The 22,274-nt window shown below is 47.1% G+C and carries 13 protein-coding genes; 7 read left to right on the top strand and 6 right to left on the bottom strand.

Annotation, left to right across the window (positions count from 1 at the left end):
* Window positions 1-59: 59 nt before the first annotated feature.
* On the top strand, window positions 60-1,625 hold the full coding sequence (locus tag QL234_RS07055; protein WP_281557136.1) for a hypothetical protein: 1,566 nt from the start codon (window positions 60-62) through the stop codon (window positions 1,623-1,625).
* 241 nt (window positions 1,626-1,866) lie between these two features.
* Here the strand turns inward: QL234_RS07055 and QL234_RS07050 are convergent, their stop codons facing one another.
* The 3 genes from QL234_RS07050 to QL234_RS07040 form a co-directional block, all read right to left on the bottom strand.
* Window positions 1,867-3,879 (bottom strand): DmsC/YnfH family molybdoenzyme membrane anchor subunit, encoded by a 2,013-nt coding sequence (locus tag QL234_RS07050; RefSeq protein WP_281557135.1) that lies wholly within the window; start codon window positions 3,877-3,879, stop codon window positions 1,867-1,869.
* 22 nt (window positions 3,880-3,901) lie between these two features.
* Complete coding sequence (locus QL234_RS07045) at window positions 3,902-6,103, bottom strand: nitrate reductase (protein WP_281557134.1); 2,202 nt, start codon at window positions 6,101-6,103, stop codon at window positions 3,902-3,904.
* 198 nt (window positions 6,104-6,301) lie between these two features.
* Window positions 6,302-8,104: a hypothetical protein gene (locus tag QL234_RS07040; RefSeq protein ID WP_281557133.1), complete on the bottom strand. Its 1,803-nt coding sequence runs from the start codon at window positions 8,102-8,104 to the stop codon at window positions 6,302-6,304.
* 285 nt (window positions 8,105-8,389) lie between these two features.
* On the opposite strand from QL234_RS07040, the gene QL234_RS07035 reads away from it, so the two are divergent.
* The 5 genes from QL234_RS07035 (at window position 8,390) to QL234_RS07015 (ending at window position 13,019) form a co-directional block, all read left to right on the top strand.
* Window positions 8,390-10,015, top strand: a complete 1,626-nt coding sequence (locus tag QL234_RS07035) for a M28 family metallopeptidase (protein ID WP_281557132.1) — start codon at window positions 8,390-8,392, stop codon at window positions 10,013-10,015.
* 594 nt (window positions 10,016-10,609) lie between these two features.
* Window positions 10,610-10,960: a Spx/MgsR family RNA polymerase-binding regulatory protein gene (locus tag QL234_RS07030; protein WP_281557131.1), complete on the top strand. Its 351-nt coding sequence runs from the start codon at window positions 10,610-10,612 to the stop codon at window positions 10,958-10,960.
* Entirely contained in the window at window positions 10,953-12,122 is a 1,170-nt protein-coding gene (gene dapE / locus QL234_RS07025; protein ID WP_281557130.1) for a succinyl-diaminopimelate desuccinylase, read from the top strand. The genes QL234_RS07030 and dapE overlap by 8 nt, the downstream gene beginning before the upstream one ends.
* Window positions 12,119-12,802, top strand: coding sequence for a M15 family metallopeptidase (locus tag QL234_RS07020; RefSeq protein ID WP_281557129.1), 684 nt, complete (start codon window positions 12,119-12,121; stop codon window positions 12,800-12,802). Before dapE ends, QL234_RS07020 begins: the two co-directional genes overlap by 4 nt.
* Window positions 12,795-13,019, top strand: coding sequence for a hypothetical protein (locus QL234_RS07015; protein ID WP_281557128.1), 225 nt, complete (start codon window positions 12,795-12,797; stop codon window positions 13,017-13,019). The genes QL234_RS07020 and QL234_RS07015 overlap by 8 nt, the downstream gene beginning before the upstream one ends.
* Window positions 13,020-13,023: 4 nt before the next feature.
* Here QL234_RS07015 and QL234_RS07010 read toward each other — a convergent pair whose 3' ends face one another.
* The gene (locus QL234_RS07010) at window positions 13,024-13,740 is read right to left on the bottom strand and encodes a transporter substrate-binding domain-containing protein (RefSeq protein ID WP_281557127.1); all 717 of its coding nucleotides are present in this window, start codon (window positions 13,738-13,740) and stop codon (window positions 13,024-13,026) included.
* 504 nt (window positions 13,741-14,244) lie between these two features.
* On the opposite strand from QL234_RS07010, the gene asnB reads away from it, so the two are divergent.
* Window positions 14,245-15,909 carry an asparagine synthase B gene (asnB, locus tag QL234_RS07005; RefSeq protein WP_281557126.1) on the top strand — a complete coding sequence of 555 codons (1,665 nt, stop codon included), beginning with the start codon at window positions 14,245-14,247 and terminating at the stop codon, window positions 15,907-15,909.
* A 77-nt stretch (window positions 15,910-15,986) separates the two neighbouring features.
* Here asnB and pyrD read toward each other — a convergent pair whose 3' ends face one another.
* Both pyrD and QL234_RS06995 read right to left on the bottom strand, forming a co-directional pair.
* Window positions 15,987-16,997 (bottom strand): quinone-dependent dihydroorotate dehydrogenase, encoded by a 1,011-nt coding sequence (gene pyrD / locus QL234_RS07000; RefSeq protein WP_281557125.1) that lies wholly within the window; start codon window positions 16,995-16,997, stop codon window positions 15,987-15,989.
* A gap of 232 nt (window positions 16,998-17,229) precedes the next feature.
* Window positions 17,230-22,074 carry an NAD-glutamate dehydrogenase gene (locus QL234_RS06995; protein ID WP_281557124.1) on the bottom strand — a complete coding sequence of 1,615 codons (4,845 nt, stop codon included), beginning with the start codon at window positions 22,072-22,074 and terminating at the stop codon, window positions 17,230-17,232.
* Window positions 22,075-22,274: the final 200 nt, after the last annotated feature.

Raw genomic sequence — 22,274 nt, 5'->3', positions numbered from 1 at the left:
GTTTCTTAAGTCAGATAATACGTACTTCCATAACTACATCATTTAATTGAGGGAACATAATGAAAGAAAACATCACACGCTTATATCTGATCATTTTTGTACTCACATCGGGAATAATACTGGCTGCGGCTAACAAGGCCAGCGCGAAAGGTACAGAAATGTCCACCGGGGCTCAACAAATTCAGTCGAGCTCGCACCAGGCAATAGACCTCAACTCCGGGAACTACTTCCTCATTGATCCTGTCGATGGATACAATGCCTTGCAACTTAAATTGGCAGCCGATGGCAGCGGTAAAATTAAAGAACGCTCCGCTGTCAATATCACTTGGCATAACAATGGTACCACTACCGAAGTAACGGCTTTAGAGCCGCTGGTTTTATATCAATTTGCAGACTCAGAAACAGACAGTTACCGGGGGGAGTTAGTATCAATCACCCTTACGCCATCAACAGAGCCTGATCAGTCCGCTCTTTATGACTATGTGGCGCACCAACGCATAGTCCATAACGAAACCGGTGAGATTATCGACAGTTATCAAGAGCAAAGAGTTATTCAGTTACTCAATAGAAAAAATACTGAAAGATGGCCTTTAGATCTGGTTGGCAGAGAATGGGTCATTGAGGATATCGACCTGCTCACTTACCCTGAGCAGCCTTATTTTCAGGGACTGAGCGCCGCCCGAGCCGCTTTCTTTGACAATGGCCTGGGTATGTTTACCCACCATGACCAAACCATCAGTGATTTTAAATGGCGGTTAAAAGGGCGTAAGTTAGAGATCAAGACCCTGTCCGAGAGCAAAAAAGTCACCTATTCATTTTGGATCACTGAGTTTATCGAGGACATAGGCGTAAAATTTGTCGCCAATGTACGGGGTAAAGATGCAAATGCCTGGCGCACACGTAATGGTTATATGTTGATACAACAAGATAGCCGTTTTACGCCTGAAAATGTTGTCGGGAGCTGGTCAAGGGCAAATGCACAATTTGACTATTATGCCGATCAAATACACGTGCCAAATATTGCACACCCGGCATCAAAATGGACAATATCAGATTCCGGTATCCTGTTGCGGGATAAAATCGTCCACCCCGAACTTGGGCCCGTGGTGGAGTGTCCGGATGAACAATGTTATTTATCTTGCACCTTTACCCGGAATTTAATCGCCAAAATAGGCGATACCCTATATTTTGAAAGCGGATTAGACTCCGAATTTTATGATCAGGGCCCGATTTTTTATCAAGGCTCTACTATTTTGACAGCAAAATACAGTGAAAAACCCGGGGTTGAACAATTTGGCCATAGCTGGGTTGATTATGCCAGGATGCAACTTAATGATGTTAATAGCCAGACTTCACTTATCTTTGCTCCTGAGTTCGGTGCAGACGGCACTGAGCAGCATATTGTCTATAAAGATTCCCCCGGCAACCTCTATGGTCGCTATCAGGTGCTTGATGGCAAACTCCATATCACCCAAGATGAGCAAACGCAGGTATATGAGTTATTAAGCTTTAACAGGGATCACATACAAGTATGCCGCTATTTCGACGGGCAATCTTGTGAACAAGGCACTCAGCTGACCTTCTCGTTTAATAATAATGCCGGCAGCTTAACAACAAACGAGTAATAAAAGCAGCTGCTATTCACTAATAAAGAGACTAGCCGGACAAAGCTGTTAAACATGGTCACGACAAAGCAAGACTCGCTTTAGCTGTCACGACTTAAATATCTTTATCAGCTTATCTTATATCGCTCTCATAAAAAAATAATGGGACTCCCCAACACCTAAGGTGAAGAGGAGTCCCATTCTCTAAAGTTAAGTTATTAACAGGTACCAATACTCCTGGCCTGAAAATGCAGTGCCGCAATTAATGCAATGGAGCTACCCCGCTACTGGGGTTATCCGCCAAACCAATATCACGTGCATGTTGTTCAAAACCTTTATTTCTCCAGAAGAAGGCACCCGGCATCGTTGTCGGTATAACCAAAACATAAAATAAGGCCCGCCCGATAGCAGCGGTAAAACAATTTACCAGCGCCAACAATGCCCATGCCACCAATAAGCTGGCATCATTAGTGCCGGTTAAATGCAGGGCAAGTAAACTTGTTGCCGCAATAATATTAAAAGCTAATAAGCTATTACGGAATATATAGGTTTTTCCAAAGGTGGTTGACTGTATGTAATGTGCTGCCCCTCCTTCATTTTCACTGCGATTTAAATCATAGCTGTGCTTTATTAAGCCTAATGCCTCAATGAGCATGCCGAAGATAAAGACACTGGCAAATACCGCCGTTGCCGTATCGATGGCTTTACCCTGAGCCGTTAACGTCGACAGCACAATAATACCGCCAATAAATGCCCCTAAAGACAAACTATTACCGGCAAATGCGGTACTGGTTTGTATATGGTTCCAAAACGGACGCGCTTTAATTTGATAACACTTATTCATGTAAAAGAGACCTGCAGCCCCCGCCAGCAAAGTAAAAATACCAAAGCCTGTTACTAAGGTGTCTAAAGGGATCCCCCGAGTTAGCACGGCTAAATCTATTGAGGTGGCATTATTAACAGCTGTCACCAGGTATTCGTTACCGGGCAATAAAAACAGTGAAGTTAATGCACAACCGGTACAGAAAAGTGCTAAACCAAAACCTTCACGTGCCATAGGTGAGTAGCGTAAATTGTTAAACCCCCGATAAAACCGCATCGGTTTACCCAGATGGGTCACACTCATTAATAAGGCAAAGGTGGTCATTGCTAAAGATGTTACCGTCAGCGGTAAAAACATATCTGACGCGACAAAACCGCTTAACGCTTCAATGCCTAACAAAGCGCCTAAAAATGGAATTAAAAAGACACCAAAAGCTGCCTGGGCAAATAAAGTAAATAACACCAGCGGATTTTCCCTGCTGTTAAGGCGCTTGAAGTTCCAATGTTTGGCTTTACCAGCTTTTTGGTCTATTGCCGGCTTGTATTGCCCCTTCTCGTTGCGATGATACTTAACCGGCATGGAGTCGGTACGTGTCATTTCATTGGGCAAGGTTTTGGTTTGCTGAAAACGTATGTTGGGATGGGTAATTTCAGGGGTTGGGAAACCGGGGATCTCGGTTTTACATTGCTCACGGTTTTCCGGGGTGTTTTCAATCACGCCAAAGTCCAGGGCATTACCGACACAGGCTGAAACACAGGCGGGTTTTAAGCCAACCTCTAGCCGGTCAACACACATATTACATTTTGATACCCTGCCCTTAACCGGATCCAATTGCGGTGCATTATAAGGACATACCCAGGTACAATAACCGCAACCGAAACAGGTTTCAGGATCTTGCAGCACAGCGCCGTATTCGGCATGTTTGGTATAGGCACGTGTCGGACAGCCTTTTAAGCACACCGGGTCGTCGCAATGGTTACATGCCATGGAAATATTCATACGTTTATAATCCGGATATGACCCCCCTTCCACATAACCTACCGAGCGAAAGGCTAGATGTGCCGGCGTTTCATTTTTTTCCGCACAGGCAGACTCACATGCATGGCAGCCGATACAGTTATCTGCAGTAAAGAAAAATCCGTGTTGTTTATTGCGGTTAGGATTACTGCCCACTTCCGGATTTTCATTGATGTACATGGGGCGCTCTTTGGGAAGGCCGGTAAGCTCGACCAGATCAATCAGTTGGCCGTAGCGATTTTCTTCTTTCACCTCCTGATCCGGTAAAAAAGCATAACTTTGCTCCTGGGTGCGCACTTCCCAATGATTAGAGCGCCCCTCTTGTTCTTGGCCTACCGCCTCTTTTGCAGGGTCAAAACTTTCTACCCCCGAATCGTCGGCCGCCGGGATCTTGGTTGACGCGGTTTTTTGCGGAGTAATATTTTCTTCTATCATGATATTGTCCTCTATCAGGCGTCTAAAAGGTTCTGCGTTCAGCATTAAGGCGAGCGGCTTCAAGCTGGTCTACCGGCTCTATACGTACCGAACCTTGTTTAAAAGCAGGTTGACGCGAATAAGGGTCAAGCAAGCCCAGCGTTAAACGGTTTACACAGTCATGAAAATGAAAAGGGATAAAGACCATATTGCGCGACACCCTTTGGGTAAGCTGTACCATCACCACGGCATCGCCGCGGCGGCTGGTTAAACGCACATAACTTTGATGCTCAATCCCCAGTTCTTTCGCGGCATCCGGGTTCATTTCCATATAAGGCGTCGGGCTGAACTTATTACAGTTGCCTATTTTTCCGGTACGGGTGCGGGTATGAAAATGTTCAACTACACGGCCACTGTTTAACCAGAAGGGATAATCGGCACACGGCTGTTCGTTGTTGTTGTAAAAATTGACGGCAATCAGATTGGCTTTGCCGCTTGGGGTGGGAAATACGCCGTCGCTATACAGGCGGGGAGCGCCTTTAAGCCCTTCATCGCCTTCACGGTACGGCCATTGAATGCCGCGCGCCTCGATCAGCTTTTCATAACTCATGCCGGAAATATCGAGGTTGCGCGGCCTACCATAAGTGCTGCCTTTTGACAGCTGCTTCATTTCATTAAAAGCACCTTCCGCCGTGTCGGGAAAGTGAATGATTTTGCCGTTATCAAAGCGTTTCGCCATCTGGTTGAAAATCCAGAAATCGGGTTTGGAATTGGCATAAGGCTCGATGGCGTTGCTGATCAGGTTAACACGGCGTTCGGTATTGGTATGGCAACCTTCTTTTTCCGCCCATACCGACGCAGGAAAATAAACATGGGAATATTGGTTGGTTTCAACATCTTCATAAACATCCTGCACCACCAGAAAATCGAGTTTCTCCAATGCCTTTCTGATGCGGTTGGTATTCGGCATCGAGGTCATAGGGTTGGTGGCGACCAACCACATACCTTTGATTTCACCGGTTTCTATGGCAGGAAAAATATCGGTTTGCGCCAAGCCCCGTTTTTTCGGGAAAAACTCAGGGTCTATGCCCCAAAAATCAGCGATTTCCTGGCGGTCAGCTTCATTTTCCAAATAACGATAACCGGGTAGCCCCGAGCAGGATGACCACTCACGTGTGCCCATAGCATTACATTGACCGGTAATGGATAAGCTTGTGCCCCCCGGTTTGCCTATGTTACCGGTGATCAGGTTAAGGTTGTTGATATTGGCCACGCCGTCTGAGCCATGGGTCGACTGGTTGATACCCATGGTCCAGATACTCATGGCCGCCGGAGCTTTGGCATAAATGCGGGCAACATTGCGAATGGTATCTTCATCTATACCGCATAAATGCTGTGCTTCCTTAGGATTATAGTCTTGCACCAGGGCTTTGATCTGTTCAAAACCCTGGGTGTGGGCGTCGATATAAGCTTGATCCTGCAGGTTTTCATTAATGATCACATGCATCATGGAATTAATTAAAATGCAGTCGGTGCCGGGGGTAATGGGCAAATGGATATCGGCAAACTGCGCCAGCATAGTCACACGCGGGTCAACCACTATCAGCGGGAATTTGCGTTTCTCCAGCGCTTCTTTTAACCGCCAATAAATAATCGGGTGCTGCTCCGGTAAGTTGGAGCCAAAGGCCATAAAACAGTGGGTATGCTCAAAATCGCCATAACAGCCGGGTGGGCCGTCCGAGCCAAATGAACGTTTATAACCGCTGACCGCCGAGGCCATGCAAAGGGTGGTATTACCATCGTAATTATTGGTGCCGATACAACCCCGGGTTAATTTACCCAAAGTGTAAAACTCTTCCGTCAATAATTGTCCGGTAGAGACAACCGCAAAAGCATCTCTGCCATATTTTTCCTGGATCTCCTTAATTTTGCCCGCTGTGGTATCAAGGGCATGATCCCAGCTGGTTTTCTCAAACTTTTCATAGTGTTTATCGCGGATCAGCGGCTCAGTACCGCGGCCGGGACTTTCAAAAAGTTCATGCTCTAAGATGCCTTTTATGCATAACTTGCCGCGGTTAACATCGGCGCCGGCATGTCCCCTGGTGGTCACAATGCGCTTTTCGTCATCAAGACCAATTTCGATAGAGCAGCCGGTAGAGCAGTAATTGCAGGTGGTGTATTTCCAGGTTGAAACTTTTTTTGCAGGAATTGAGATGGGTTTTCTATTTTTACGTCCAAACAGCATAGCCGATTCCTAATAAACGTCATTGTCCGTTGATTTTACAAGGCATAAACTGTGCCCAATAAAATATGACTAAAGATCAACCTATTAGAAAAGCGGTGCCCTGGCTGCTTGCCTTATTAAAGTGCGTATGCGCCGTTTTGGTGCGCCTTGAGCACATCATTAACACATCAGCAAAGCTGTTGCTTGCGTGAAATAAGTTTATTGAGCAAACCTTTTTATTCTGAGTTTCCCCTGTATTTTCCCCCCTTTAGTCAGAGGAAAACTTTGCTCTTCGCCGATCTCAATCCGGGTGTCTATCGGCTCAAATTTGGGCAGCCATACTTTGACCTGGGTAAAGTCCTCCGGATAATCTTGCATACTCAAGCGTTTATAGGCTTCATTACTATCAAAGGTCGAGGTCAGGTAATACTGGCTGCTGATTGAGCCGACCCAGGCACTCATATACAAATGCAGGCGGCATTTCATTTCAACAAAAGTGTCGTTGTCCCAAAATAATTCCTGCTCGAATTCGGAATTGGGCGGCATATAGCTGAGCTGCCATTTCACATCCTGTTTTTTGTCCCTGACAAATATGGTATGGCCGACCTCATCAGAATTACGCAAACTTAAGGTATCGCCTTTATTGCCCAAAATAAGCTTTTCCGTGAAATAGCCTGCTTGATGGTCCATCACGGGCTGGTTGGCTAAACTCTTGTCTTCCGGCCAGTAAACCGCCATCACCGGGGGCACGAAATTATCGTGGAAAAACTGTACTTCAAGCTGTAAACCTTTACCGGTTAAGGTTTGCGACCTCTCTTGGTACGCCTGATGTTTCAGGGGCGTTTTTGCCGCCAGGGAGGCTTTTTTAAAGTCAAAATCCGCATCCGCCGGTGTCGGCAAGGATTTCAGCCAGCGATGGATCAGTGATACCCCGTGATAATCTACCTGCTCGGAAGCCATCATCGGCATACGGTAGTTTTCATCTGTGCTGAGCATACGCATTAACACGGCACTTTTAAATATCGCCAATTCCTCATCCTCGGCCCCCAGGAGAATATAAGGCGCTGCGGTAAAGTTTTCTGTGGGTTTATTGACCGCCGTTTGATAAACATCCGTGCTTTCAAGGGTATTCATGGCAAGTTTATGACGAAACCTTAAGTGATCGGCTTCATGCTCAGCCGCATACCCCATAGGGTTATGGCAATTGCCGCAATTGGCGTGTAAATAGCCCAGCGCCTGTTGGGTCACTTTACTGCCGGGCAATACCGGCAAAGGGATCTCCTCGGTGAGTTTCCCCGTCTGGTTAAGCTTACTCAGGGTCCATTCCCCCTCTCCCCGCTTAGGCCCATGGCCAAAAGCGTGATGTGCCTGTTTGTCACTTAACTGAATGGCATCAAACCCGAGAATAAGATCGGTATTGCCCTGATGGCAGTCGCTGCATTCCTGCTCCGGGGGAATATCATGGCTGGTCTCTAAGGCCTGCCTGTCCCCTTCGGTAAGATAATAAGCCTCAGTTTGCTGTTTATTCCAGCGATAGGTACTGAGCAGCCAGGAATCCAGGCCGGTGCCCGGGGTGATTTTTTGCAGGTGACGGGTTTCAACCCAAATTTCCTGCTGCGAAGGGTTGAAATGACGGAACTCTTTAAACACCTGAGTGCCTACGGGAAATACCCAGCGATCGGCATTACTGGTATCGATTTGGCTGTCCGGCGGCAAGTATATCCAGCGACTCTTAAGGGCACCATCGCTCCATAACTGGTAATTGGGGGTGAATGCGGTAAATTCCGGTGAGATCGCTTTGCTTTTGATATCACGATAGAGGCAGCTTGAGGAGAGCAGCTCGGGAGCGGTCCTGAGACGGGAGGTTTGCTGGCAATTGCCCTGCGCCACAAGTCCCTCTCCGGACTGACAACTGCCAAGCAACAAACATACTCCCCCAACAATGCCACTAAACAGTATTTTCAGTCCGTGATTCTTTCTCTGACGAGCCTGTATGCACCTTTGCTCTAGCATCCCTGTCATTGCCGTCTCCATACTTTTTACTTGCCATAAGACGGCTTAGCAATAACCCATCTTATCCTTGTATCCAAAGTAATAGCCGGAGCTGACCAGGTTTGCAATATAGCAGGCGCTAAAACTGCCTGTTCGGCTATTCGGGGGGTAAAAGAACAAGCAGGAATTTTGCAGCCCGGCGAAAGAAATAAAAGAACGGCCCCCTTTCGCCTTCACTTGATAAAAACATGCTGGTCAGCTTCACAGAGAAGTTTTATACTTCAGCCCTCAATTTTTCTAATAAGAATTATTTCCATGAATAAAATAAAAGGATTAGTGCTTATCGGCACAGCGGCATTAACCGGCTGCATGTCCGGCACAGAGCCGACAAACGCTTTTGACAACAGTTACAACAGCATCAACGCCCAGCAACTGGCGGACCATGTAAAAGTATTGGCCTCAGACAAATTCGGCGGCCGCGCCCCTTCCAGCGAAGGTGAAAAACTCACCCTTGAGTACCTGACCGAGCAATTTAAAGCCATAGGTTTTAAGCCGGGCAACGGCGACAGCTTCCTGCAGCAGGTACCGCTGGTTTCGATTGAAGCCTCGCCTGAGATGGTATTGTCTATCGGCGGTAAAGATTATCAATACCGCACCGATATGGTGATGGGCAGCAGCCGCATCACTGAGTTGTCCCAGTTAAAAGATTCTGAGCTGGTATTCGTCGGTTACGGTATTAACGCTCCGGAATATAACTGGAATGATTACCAGGGGCTGGATGTTAAAGGGAAAACCGTGGTGATCCTGGTAAACGATCCCGGCTACGCCACACAAAACCCGGAGCTGTTTACCGGTAATGCCATGACCTATTACGGCCGCTGGACCTATAAATACGAAGAAGCCAGCCGCCAGGGCGCTGAAGGCGCTATTATCATCCATGAAACCGCACCGGCCTCATACGGCTGGAACGTGGTTAAAAACTCCTGGTCTGGCCCGCAGTTCGGTTTCCAGCGTGATGATTTGAACATGAACCGCGTCGCCGTTGAAGGTTGGGTGACCACTGAAGTGGCACAGGAATTATTCACTAAGGCCGGTTTAGACTTTGCTGACGCCAAAGCCAAAGCCGCCAAAGGCAGCTTTAATGTTGACATGGGCGAGCTGACCGCTTCGGTCACGGTAAACAACACCATCAAAAAGTCGGTGTCTAATAACTTCATTGCCACCCTGCCCGGCTCGAAAAAACCACAAGAGCATATTTTATATAGCGCTCACTGGGATCACCTGGGCACAGACTTAAGCAAAGAAGGCGATCAAATCTATAACGGCGCAGTAGATAATGCTACCGGCACCGCGGCACTGATTGAAGTGGCGGAAGCTTTTGCCAAGTTGGACAAGGTTCCTGAGCGTTCCATTACCTTTTTAGCGGTAACGGCTGAAGAGCAAGGTTTGTTAGGCTCTAAATTCTATGCCGCCAACCCGGTGATCCCGGCTAAAAACACGGTAGCCAACATCAATATGGATGCCCTGAATGTTAACGGTAAAAGTAAGGATGTCGCCGTGTACGGCCTGGGGCAATCCCAGCTAGATGATTACCTGAGCAAAGCCGCGGTTAAGCAAGACCGAATCATCTCCGGCGATCCGCGTCCGGCCAGCGGCATCTACTACCGCTCTGATCATTTCGCTTTCGCCAATATCGGTATCCCGGCATTATACGCCAAAGGCGGCGCACAGCCAGCCGATGAAGCAACAGCAAAGTTGCGCGAAACCTTAGATGCTAAATTGAAGAAGTGTTATCACAACCTATGTGATGAATACTCAAGCGATTGGGATTTATCCGGTGCCGTGCAAGATATGCAATTATTCTTTGATATTGGTTACGAGCTCTCTGTCGACGGCCAGTGGCCGACCTGGAGTAAAACCTCTGAGTTTAAACGTCAGTAATTGCTAAACAGGCATTAGCCCGCATTATAATAGTGCGGGCTATATAGCTACCAACTGAAGATATTGCCAAGAATTAAAGTATTTTTAAACAGTCTTACTGAACAAACATAAAAGCTGATTAATACTAACTCCCCTCAATCCTCCAAGCCAAAAGCTTATCAGGCTAGAATAACCGACATAATTCTTATCCATCAGGTTTTCAACAGTAAAAGATAAACCGCCAAAGCCCTGAAAATCATTACCGTTGAGGCACCAAGCAGCCAATATCCGTTATGATTTTCATCGCAAACCAGGTAAGCATAAAAAATATATTGCACGACAAACTAAAAACTGAAGGAGTTGTTAAACTGACAACACCGGTTATCGATTTGCAACAACTCGCCTCCTGGCTTGCCTGGGCTAAATAACTCGCCAAAATGAATTATCTGGATTATTAACTTTGCTGATTTATGGAAAATCAAAGTTATGCTAGTATGCCAGCCATATATGCATCGCGCTTAAGTGTAATTTTTCACAGACTAAAATCAATGTTGTGGCCACATAGCTTATCCCCCGGCAACAACAATAAAAACTGAATAATAGAAAGGTAAAAAAATGACAGTAATATACGGTATAAACAACTGCGACACCGTGAAAAAAGCCCTGAAATGGTTAAATCAAAACAATGTTGAACACAGCTTTTATGATTTTAAAAAACAGCAGCTGACGCCTGAATTGTTAACCTCATTCGTTGAAAAAAGTGACTGGGGCAGTTTGCTTAATAAACGCAGCACCACTTTTCGTAACCTGCCTGCAGAAATTAAAGACAACCTCACCGAAGAAAATATGTTTAAAGCAGTCATGGAGCAGCCTACCCTGTTGAAACGTCCGCTGCTGGCCATTAACGGCCAGTTGCACTTAGGTTTTAAAGACGCCAGCTATCAGGAACTGTTTGACAATGCCTAAAACAGGGGCGACAGCTGCAGAAGAAACAACATCTGAGGCGGTGATTGAATTAACCAAAACGTTAATCAGCAGAGAATCGGTAACACCCAATGACGCCGGCTGCCAGCAGTTAATGGCTGAGCGCCTGCACGCTTTGGGCTTTGCCAATGAAACCATGGTGTTTCATGACACCACCAACCTCTGGTCACGCCGGGGCAATACCGACCCGGTCTTTTGCTTTGCCGGTCATACCGATGTCGTACCCGCCGGTGAGTTAGCCCAATGGCATACCCCGCCTTTTGAGCCTGTCATTAAAGGGGATTTACTCTATGGCCGTGGCGCTGCAGATATGAAAGGCTCCCTGGCGGCTATGGTGATTGCCACCGAGCGCTTTGTCCGGGACTATCCGGATCATCAGGGCTCCATTGCCTACTTGATCACCAGTGATGAAGAAGGCCCCTTTATTAACGGCACCACTAAGGTCATCGATACCCTGGAAGCGCGCAACGAGAAAATTACTTATTGTATCGTCGGCGAACCGTCAAGCTCAGCACAAATTGCCGATGTCGTGAAAAACGGCCGCCGCGGCTCCATCTCTGGAGAACTGGTGATCCGCGGCAAACAGGGACATGTTGCCTATCCCGAACATGTCGATAACCCTATCCACCAGGCAATGCCGGCCCTGGCCGAGCTCAGCGAGAGCCACTGGGATGACGGCAATGATTATTTCCCCGAAACCAGTTTTCAGTTAACCAATATCCAATCGGGTACCGGGGCTACTAATGTCGTGCCCGGGCAATTAACCGCCTGGTTTAACTTAAGGTTCAGTACCGAGCTTGATTTTGACCGGATCATGGAAAAAGTAAATGCCATTTTAACCAGGTACCAGCTTGATTATGACATTAAGTGGACCTTTAACGGCAAGCCCTTTATCACTAAGCCGGGCGCTTTACTTGATGCGGTAACCGCTGCCATTAAAGCCACTACCGGCCGGGAACCTGAGCTGTCCACCTCTGGCGGCACGTCAGACGGACGTTTTATTGCCCCCACAGGCGCCGAAGTGATAGAACTGGGACCGCTTAACGCCACCATACACCAGGTCAATGAATGTGTGTCCTGCCGAGACTTAAAACAGCTGACCGAGATCTATTATCAGACCCTGGTAAATGTCCTGGCATCATGATGAACGAAAAACAGCTTACCGGACAAACCGACTCACATATACATTTCCTTGAGCAAGGCCCGGGTATACACAAAGAAATGCTGCCCGCCTGGCTATCGCTTGAGCAGGCGGCAAAAGAGGTCGGCTTTAATCTCACTATTGCCAGCGGTTTTCGGGACTTCTCTCGCCAGCTTAGCATCTGGAACCGTAAGTTTGCCGGAGAGTTACCGGTTAAAGACGATGACAATAATATCGTGTCGGTGCAAGATCTCAGTGATGAAGCGCGTATTGATGCCATTATGCGCTTTTCCGCCCTGCCCGGCGCCAGCCGTCATCACTGGGGCACAGATATCGACATCTATGCCGATAACCTGTTAGCTCAGGGGCAAAAGCTACAACTGGAACCCTGGGAATATCAGCAGCATGGTCCTTTTGCCAAGTTAACGCTATGGCTTGAGCAGAACAGCAGGCATTATGGTTTCTATTTCCCCTACGATAAAGACAGGGGGGGCGTCGCCACCGAGCCCTGGCATTTGTCCTATGCGCCGCTGGCAAGCAAATTTCAGCAAATGTTCACCCTGGAATTACTTACAAAAGCACTTGCCGGGCAAGAAATTTCAGGCCAGCAAACCATACTGGATCTGCTGCCGCAGCTTTATCAACAATATATTACTAACGTCACCGAGGTAGATTTTGGATAATTACTTGATTATCGGCATTATTGCCATCGTTTTTATTATTATTATCGGTAATTTCAGTACCGTGCGCCGAAATGCCAAAACGCCGCTGCGCAAAAAAAGCTTAAATGATCTGCAGGAAACCCTGCCCCGCAGCAATAAAACATCGCATCAGATGCCGAGCATGGGGCAAAGCAAACCACACTCAGAGAGCAAAGACTCATCAGAGGTTGGACATTAAGCCGTTATTCCACCTTTTCAAGATCAGCAAGCGCCTGCCTTAGCAGTTGTACTGTCTCTTTTGAAGTGGCGTTACTGGCCGCCAAATAAAAGTCATTATTGAGATCTTTTAATTCGTACAGCTGGCGAAAATCCGAAGGGTCGCAGTTCAATCTTTTACACATAAAATCCAGATGTACGGGAGATGCGGCTATGACATCGATCCTTTGTTTGATTAACATCTTCAGGGTCGTTTCTGTTTCGGGCAAAAAGACCATTTGCCCGGATAACGGATATTGACTCAGGTGCTGATACACCACATCGTCACGTTTGACCCCTATGCGGTATTTATTTAAATCCTCCGGGCTATTGATAACGATATCACTGCGCTCTTGCAGGCTTATTAAAAAGGTCTTGGTCGAGAGCAACACCCCTATCCACTGAAATAACGGCTCCCGCTCAGGCGTCCTGACAATAGAGTAAATCAGGGTGTCGGGGTTGGTTTGCGCTATCTTATAGGCTCTGGCCCAGGGCATTGCCAGGATGCGGGGAGATAACTCCAGGGCGGAAAACAGGGCTTTCACCTTTTGTGTAGCCAGCCCGGTTATTTGTTTATCTTCCTGAAAGTACTGATAAGGCGGTAATATTTCTGTTACCACCTGCAAGCGCGGCAATGCTTGCTCAGTCGCCGAATAAACCAGTAAGGGAGCAACACACAATAATAAGATAAAACCCCTTGTCATTATACTGCTCTCCCGCTTCTGCTGAGGTGATGAATAGCTGTACTAATAAGGCATGATGCCGGCAAACTGAGTTTGATAAATATCTTGATATACCCGGGTCATTATTACAAGCATTGCTTGTCGCCTGCCCCGGCTTTAGATGGATAAATACCTGTTATTTTCTTTCAAAACGGATGATTACCATCACAGCCGGACAAGCCATGCCATGACAACGACAAAAGTAATACCATTGATCACCCGCAATTTACTTAACCTTACTTAATTTTTTAAAAATAGAGCTTTTTAACTAATTTCTGTAAAAATAGTACAAATTGCTATTGATTTTTCCGACAGAACTGGCAAAGTGAATTCAATGGACGGCTAGCTGTCCGTTGTTTTTTTGTCTGAAAACTTTCAACTTAAAAACCTCTTTAAACCCCTGAGTGGCCAAAATCCGCAGTACCACTCAGTTTTTCTGCGGACCATGATTTCGATTAAATGATTGTATAAAGGAGTAACACTTCAATGTGTTCCATATTTTGTGTATTAGATATAAAGACTGATGCCGCGGCCCTTCGGCCTAAAGCATTAGAGTATTCTCGGTTACTTAGACATCGCGGACCCGACTGGTCCGGCATTTACAATAATGACAACGCAATTTTAGTTCACGAACGTCTTGCGATTGTTGATACCGAAAACGGCGCGCAACCTTTATACAATAGAAATCGAAATCACGTGTTGGCCGTTAATGGTGAAATCTACAATCACAAACAACTCGCAGAACTTCATACCGACGATTATGAGTTCCTGACCCATTCCGACTGCGAGGTGATCCTGCCGCTGTATGAAAAATACGGCAGCGAGTTTGTCGACCACCTCCAGGGCATGTTCGCCTTTGTCCTGTACAATGAAACCGACAACAGCTATTTGGTGGCCCGCGACCATATGGGGATTATTCCCTTATATACCGGCCACGACGAAGACGGTAACTTTTATGTTTCATCGGAAATGAAGGCGCTGATGCCGATTTGTAAAACCGTCAGTGAATTTCCTCCGGGACATATCCTGGACAGTAAAGATGGCGAGCTGAAAAAGTATTATGTCCGCGACTGGCATGACTATGACGCGGTAGCCGACAACAGTTCCAGCAAAGATGACTTACGTCATGCGTTAGAAGAGTCGGTAAAAAGCCACCTGATGACAGACGTGCCTTACGGCGTGTTATTATCCGGCGGCCTGGACTCTTCCCTGGTCTCGGCCATCACCCAGAAATTTGCCGCCCGCCGGGTGGAAGAAAACGACTTGTCCGAAGCCTGGTGGCCGAAAGTTCACTCCTTTGCGGTAGGCCTTAAAGGCTCACCTGATCTGGAAGCGGCACAAAAAGTCGCCGACAGTATCGGCACAGTGCACCACAGCATCCACTTTACCGAGCAGGAAGGTATCGATGCCTTAAAAGAAGTCATTTATCACCTGGAAACCTATGATGTGACCACAGTTAGGGCATCAACCCCTATGTACCTGATGGCGCGTAAAATCAAGGCGATGGGTATTAAAATGGTGTTATCCGGTGAAGGGGCGGATGAAATCTTCGGCGGTTACCTCTACTTCCACAAAGCGCCAAATGCCCAGGAATTCCACGAGGAAACCAACCGTAAACTGAGCAAACTGCATATGTTTGACTGTCTGCGCGCCAACAAGGCCATGTCAGCCTGGGGGGTAGAAGCCCGGGTACCGTTTTTGGACAAGCACTTTATGGATGTCGCCATGCGCTTGAATCCGGCGGATAAAATGTGCGGTAACGGCAAAATGGAAAAAGGCATTTTACGCTCTTCTTTTGAAGGTTACCTGCCCAAAGAAATCTTGTGGCGTCAAAAAGAGCAGTTCTCCGACGGCGTCGGCTATTCCTGGATTGACAGCTTAAAAGAATTTGTCGAAGCCCAGGTCAGCGATCAGCAAATGGAAAGTGCCGCCTTTAAGTTCCCGGTCAATACCCCGGATACCAAGGAAGCCTACTTCTACCGCAGCATCTTTGAAGAGCACTTCCCTGTGCCTTCGGCAGCAGAGTGTGTGCCCGGCGGCAAGTCAGTGGCCTGCAGCACGGCAGAAGCTTTAGCCTGGGATGAAAGTTTCAGCAAGATGGCAGATCCATCCGGCCGTGCGGTACTGAGCGTACACAACGACAGCTACTAATCGCATATTTCCCGAATAAAAAAAGCCGGTTACTGATAAGTAACCGGCTTTTTATTTAGTAATAATAACTGGCTTGGTTATAAAGACTGAACAATATCTTTGATCAGCTCAGGTCCCTGGTAAATAAAACCGGTATAAACCTGCACCAATGACGCCCCTGCCCTGATCTTTTCAGCGGCATCCGCGCCGCTGGCGATACCGCCAACGCCGATAATAGGCAGTTTACCGTCAAGCACCTTGGCCAGTTGGCCGATAACTTCTGTGCTCTTATCCTTAACCGGCGCGCCGCTTAAGCCCCCTTGCTCATTGCCATGCTCCAGGTGGCTGACCTGATCCCGGGCTAAAGTAGTATTGGTTGCTATCACGCCATCAATGTTATTTTTCATCAGGCTTTCGGCGATAGAAACAATTTCTTCTTCGGTTAAATCCGGGGCAATTTTCACGGCAACAGGTACATATTTGCCATAGCGCTCAGCCAAGACTTTTTGCTCGTCTTTTAAGGAAGACAACAATTCATCCAGTGCTTCACCATATTGCAGCGAGCGCAGCCCCGGGGTATTCGGTGAAGAGATATTAATGGTGATATAACTGGCATGCTGATACACCTTGCGCATACAGAAAAGGTAATCATCTTTGGCCTTTTCTTCCGGCGTGTCTTTATTCTTACCGATATTTATGCCCAGAACGCCTTTAAAATCGGCTTTGCGCACCTGATCAACCAGGTAATCCACACCTTTGTTGTTAAAACCCATACGGTTAATAATGGCATTGGCCTGCTCAAGACGGAAAATTCTCGGTTTGTCATTACCCGGCTGCGGTCTCGGCGTTACTGTCCCTATTTCAACAAAACCAAAGCCCATGGCATCAAAGGCCCGGATACATTCACCGTTTTTATCTAATCCAGCCGCTAAGCCTACAGGATTGGGAAACCTTAGCCCCATCACCTCAACGGGTTTATCGGCTACCGCTTGCTTATAGAAGTTATTTAACGGCGTCGCTCCGGTAGATTTCAGGCTTTTAATGGTAAGTTCATGAATGGTTTCGGGATCAAATTTAAACAGTAACTTGCGGATTGCGGGATATAACATGGTGCTCCTTTAACAGCATAAATAAGTTGAACAGTTTTAGTGTAGCAATTCCTTTGCTACAAAATAAATCAAAGTCAGGGTATTTCCTGATATGAAATATTCCGGCCGGACTTTCGGCCTTTATTTTTATAAAAAGTTTTACAACCTGCTTTTTCATCTCTATGTAATCGCAGGATAAATACATCCCTGTAGGCAAAAAAAATCCCCGCAATGCGGGGATTTTTAGTTTTCTTTAATTAATGGTATCGCCGTGTAAACTCAATAGCATCAGTTCACGCAGAGCAACTGAGAACTTGGCAAATTCATGGGTCTGGCTGGTTTTAAAATCAGCCAGAATGCTTTGCCAGCGCTCAAGCGGCTGAGCTCCTTGCTCAAACCACAGATCCAACATAGCACTTGAGTCTTTGCCTTTTTTGTCTATATGCAGCACCACAGAAGTCAGTGAGCGCTGCTGCCAGTCCAGCTCTTCGCGGAACGAGGCCCGGGCAAGTGCCTGCCAGTGGTTGGAAACCGGCTGACGGGTAATTTGATCCAGGAACCAGTGCAGCTGCAAGCGTGCGCCAAGTTTAAAGTAAAGCTCGGCAACAAATTCGATAGAGCGGCCATCTGCTGCAGCAATTTCGGCAATATCCATAACTGAGAACAAGGTGCTTAACTGAGAAATGCGCACGGCAATCTTCTTCGGCACACCCGCCTGTACCAGATCGTTTTCAACCCGTTTCAGCTGGGCTACTTCGTCGTCTATCATCATCTTATGCAGATTCTTCGTCATATTCTCGAAGGTCGGCTGATAGAAAGCGATAGTTTCAGCAATATCCAGTGCCTTGTTTCTGTGACGCAGGAACCAGCGGGTTGCCCGGCGCACGGTGCGGCGCAGCTGGAACAACATTTCCGTCTGTACTAAGGTCGAAATCTTGTTATCCAGCCCTTCAATCAACTCCCAGGAAGCCGGTAAGTCAAAGACTTCACTGGCCATCACATAGCAGTTGGCAATTTCAGCAACCGTAGCACCGGTTTCTTCGTGCATGCGGTTAATAAAGTTAAAGCCCATGTCGTTGCCGATTTTGTTGGCAAGTTTAGTGGCGATGATTTCGGCACGCAGCGGGTGATCCTGCATCTGCTCGCTGTATTTGTCCTGAAGTAGTTTCGGGAACGCCTGGATCAATAAACGGTTATGGTAGGCATTGTCGGTCACTTCCGGACATACCAGCTGCTCTTTAAGCACCATTTTGCTGTAGGCAAGTAATACCGACAGCTCAGGACGAGTGAAACCTTTACCTTGTGCCAGACGCTCGGCAATTTCATCATCATTCGGGATAAACTCTAACGCACGATCTAATTTACCGGCTCTTTCAAGCTCATGGATAAAACGGGTTTGCTCTTTTAACTGAGTCGCACCACGCATCGCGGTAATAGACAATGAGTGGGTCTGACGGTAACAGTCTTCCAGGACGATTTCAGAAACATCATCTGTCATATCAAACAATAACTGGTTACGCTGCTTAGTGGTTAAATCACCGCTTTGTACCAGGCCGTTAAGCAAGATTTTGATATTTACTTCGTTATCCGAACAGTCAACACCACCGACGTTATCCACTGAGTCGGCATTTAAGCGGGTGCCGTTGGCGGCCGCTTCGATACGTCCAAGCTGGGTTAAACCTAAGTTACCGCCTTCACCGACAATTTTTGCCTGCAGTTCATTACCGTTGATACGGATGGCATCGTTGGCGCGATCACCCACTTCTAAATGGCTTTCCGCAGAACCTTTAACATAGGTGCCGATACCGCCGTTCCATAACAGGTCCACCTGCATTTTCAACAAGGCCTGCATCAGGTCGTTTGGCGCCATGCTTTGTTTTTGCGTGCCGATCATTTTCTTGATCTGCGGCGTTAACTTAATCGACTTGGCCGAGCGGCTAAAAATTCCGCCCCCTTCAGAGATCAAGTCCTTGTTGTAATCTTCCCAGGTACAACCCGGCAGGTTAAACAAGCGCTCACGCTCTACATAAGACGTTGCGGCAACCGGATCAGGGTCGATAAAGATATGCATATGGTTAAAGGCGGCTTGCAAGCGGATATGCTTGGAAAGCAACATGCCGTTACCAAATACGTCCCCTGCCATGTCACCGATAGCTAGACAAGTAAAGTCTGTGCTTTGACAGTCGATATCCATTTCACGGAAATGACGTTTCACCGACTCCCAGGCACCTTTTGCGGTAATACCCATGCCTTTATGGTCATAACCGACACTACCGCCGGAAGCAAAGGCATCGCCAAGCCAGAAGTTATATTCTTCGGCAATACCGTTAGCAATATCCGAGAAGGTTGCCGTGCCTTTATCGGCGGCAACAACCAGGTAGGCATCGTCTTCATCGTGACGAACCACATTTTGCGGCGGTACTATATCGCCGGCAACAATGTTGTCTGTGATATCAAGCAGGCCACGGATAAAGGTCTGGTAACACTTTTTACCCGCTTCAAAAATTTCAGCGCGGCTACCGCCGGCAGGCAGTTGTTTACAAACAAAGCCACCTTTGGCGCCCACAGGTACAATCACGGTATTTTTAACTTGCTGGGCTTTTACCAGGCCTAATACTTCGGTACGGAAATCTTCACGTCTGTCGGACCAGCGCAAACCACCACGGGCAACCTTACCGCCGCGTAAATGAACACCTTCTACCTGAGGAGAATAAACGAAGATCTCAAATTCAGGCACAGGCTGAGGGATTTCAGAAATTTGCTCAGGCAAGATCTTAAAGGAAATATAAGACTTATCCTGTTTTTGCGCATCTTGCTGGAAGTAGTTGGTGCGTATGGTGGCGTTGATCATTTCAACAAAGCGGCGAATGATGCGGTCGTCATCCAGGTTGGCAACATTATCTAAGGAAGACTCGATTTCTTCCGCCAGCTTGGTTTCCGCCTTGGCGCTTACTTTCGCTTTCGGATCGAAACGGTTGTTAAATAAGGTGATCAAAAGCTCTGCCAGGTTCGGGTAACGGGCAAAAGTATCTTCAATATAGCTTTGGCTGAAGGTACCGCCGATCTGGCGTTCGTATTTGGCAAAAGCACGTAAAATAGAAACTTCACGGCCGCCTAAACCGGCGCCTAAGATCAAGCGGTTAAAGCCGTCATCTTCCAGCGCGCCGCTCCATACCCGGGCAAAAGCATCCTGGAACAGAGACTGGACTTTTTGCAGATCAAAACTGCGATCGCCGGTCAGCAACATAGAGAAGTCCAGGATCCAGCAGGTTTCCCCTTCTGAGGTGCGCACCGCGTACGGGCTTTCACCGATCACACGTAAACCAAAATTTTCCAGCATAGGCAGCACATCGGAAAGATGCAGCGGCTCGCCTTTATGGAACAGTTTTAATTTAACAAAGCGGCTGCCGGATTTTTCTTCCTGAGGCTGGTAAAACAACATTTCCAGGGCATTATCGGCAGATAAGGCTTCAAGCTTTTCAATATCGACTATAGCAGTGCCCGGCAGAACCTCATCTTTATAAGATTGCGGGAAGCTGACATATTTACGGCTTAATGCTTTCCCTTTTGCTTCCCCTTTATGGGAGTTCAGGGCATCCGCCAGTTTATCATCCCAGCTGCGGGCAGCTTCGTTTAGGTTCTTTTCAATTTCTTTCACATTAATATCTGCTTTAGTATTGTTGACCCGGACTATGTAGTGGGTTCTTGCCTGTACCGATTCAGAGAAGTAAGTAGTAAATTCAACTTCCTGATCGCTGCCAAACGCTTTTTGCAGCAAGGCCTGAGTTTCTATACGTAACTTAGTGTTATAACGTTCGCGCGGCACATAGACCATGCAGGAGTAGAAACGGTTAAAATCATCACGGCGGATAAACAAGCCGGAATAATCACGCTCCTGCATTTGCAAAATACCCAGGACATTTTGCAGCAAGATATCGGTATTGGCTTGCAGGATTTCATCACGCGGGTAAGTTTCTAAGATATTGATCAACGACTTGTAGGCATGCGTGCCTTCGGCAAAGCCCGATGCCGCACAAACAGCGGTGACTTTAGACTTAATTAGCGGTAAGTCCAGGGCGCTGTTGGTGTAATAAGCCGAGCCGAACAAACCGACAAAACGCTCTTCACCGACCACTTTACCTTTGGCATCAAAACGCTTGATACCGATATAGTCAAGGTGCGCCGGACGGTGCACCCGCGAGCGGGAGTTGGTTTTGGTTAAAATCAGTAAATTTTTGCCCAGGGCAATTTCACGGGCAGACTCGCTTAAAGTCGAAATCAAGCGCTGCTTAGTGCCGTTGGAGTTTTTCATCAAGCCCAGGCTGGACTCGACATTGGCTTCCAGGGCGGTATCCCCTTTAAGCTCGGTAACATCATAAGAGCGGTAACCCATCAGGGTAAAGTGATCCTGGGCAATCCAGTTTAAAAACTCCAGCGCGTCTTCACGCTCTTGCTTGGAGCAAGGCTGCTTGCCTTTTTTAATTTCTGCGGTCACTTCTTTCAGGCGCTTGAGCATTGGCTGCCAGTCGGTCACTGTCAGGGAAATATCGCTCACTACCGAATGTAATTCGGCGGCAATATTATCGATAACATCCTGCTCGGTCTGACGGTCGATTTCAATGAAAAACACCGTTTCTACCACGGCCGACTTCAAGGATTTATTCGATGCCGGGGCCAGGGTAGTAATTTGATTCTTTTTATCGCGCACGACTTTCATCGGGCAATTAAGCATTAAATGCGGAGACACGCCCAGGCGATTTAGCGCAATACGCATGGAATCAACCAAAAATGGCATATCTTCAACGATAACTTCGATAATGGTGTGGCTGGACTTCCAACCATGTTTTGAAACCTGGGGATTAAACACCTTAATCACAGGAGAGCCGGCTTCATGACCATTGAGTGAATTCCATAAACTTAATGTGGCGCCATACATATCACTGTCATTGCGATGGGCCAGATCAAGGTTCGAGATATTTCCATATAGGAGATCTGAAAACTGCTCTACCAGAGAAGAGGATTCTTCGGGGACTTTTTGCTGTATTAATTTCGCTACGTTGTTAAGTATTACTGAGGGTAAACCGTCTACTAACGCCATGCCGTTTTCCTTTTGGATAAAACGCTTAAAATAATTATTATGAAACTCGTCTATCAAGATAGACCATGGGTGCGATTTTATTAAGAAAGTTAGGCTATTGCGAGTGTTTTTTTAGGGCAGTACGAAGAAAGCGGTATCGGGGCTATGCCTGGGGTTAATAAATTTAATTGTTTATTCATCTGTAATAAATAGAAAATGGC

Origin of the sequence: Thalassomonas sp. RHCl1, from assembly GCF_947387555.1 — a bacterium.
GTDB lineage: Bacteria > Pseudomonadota > Gammaproteobacteria > Enterobacterales > Alteromonadaceae > Thalassomonas.
The sequence above is the reverse complement of the archived record's forward strand: the minus strand, read 5'-3'. Positions and strand labels throughout refer to the sequence as shown.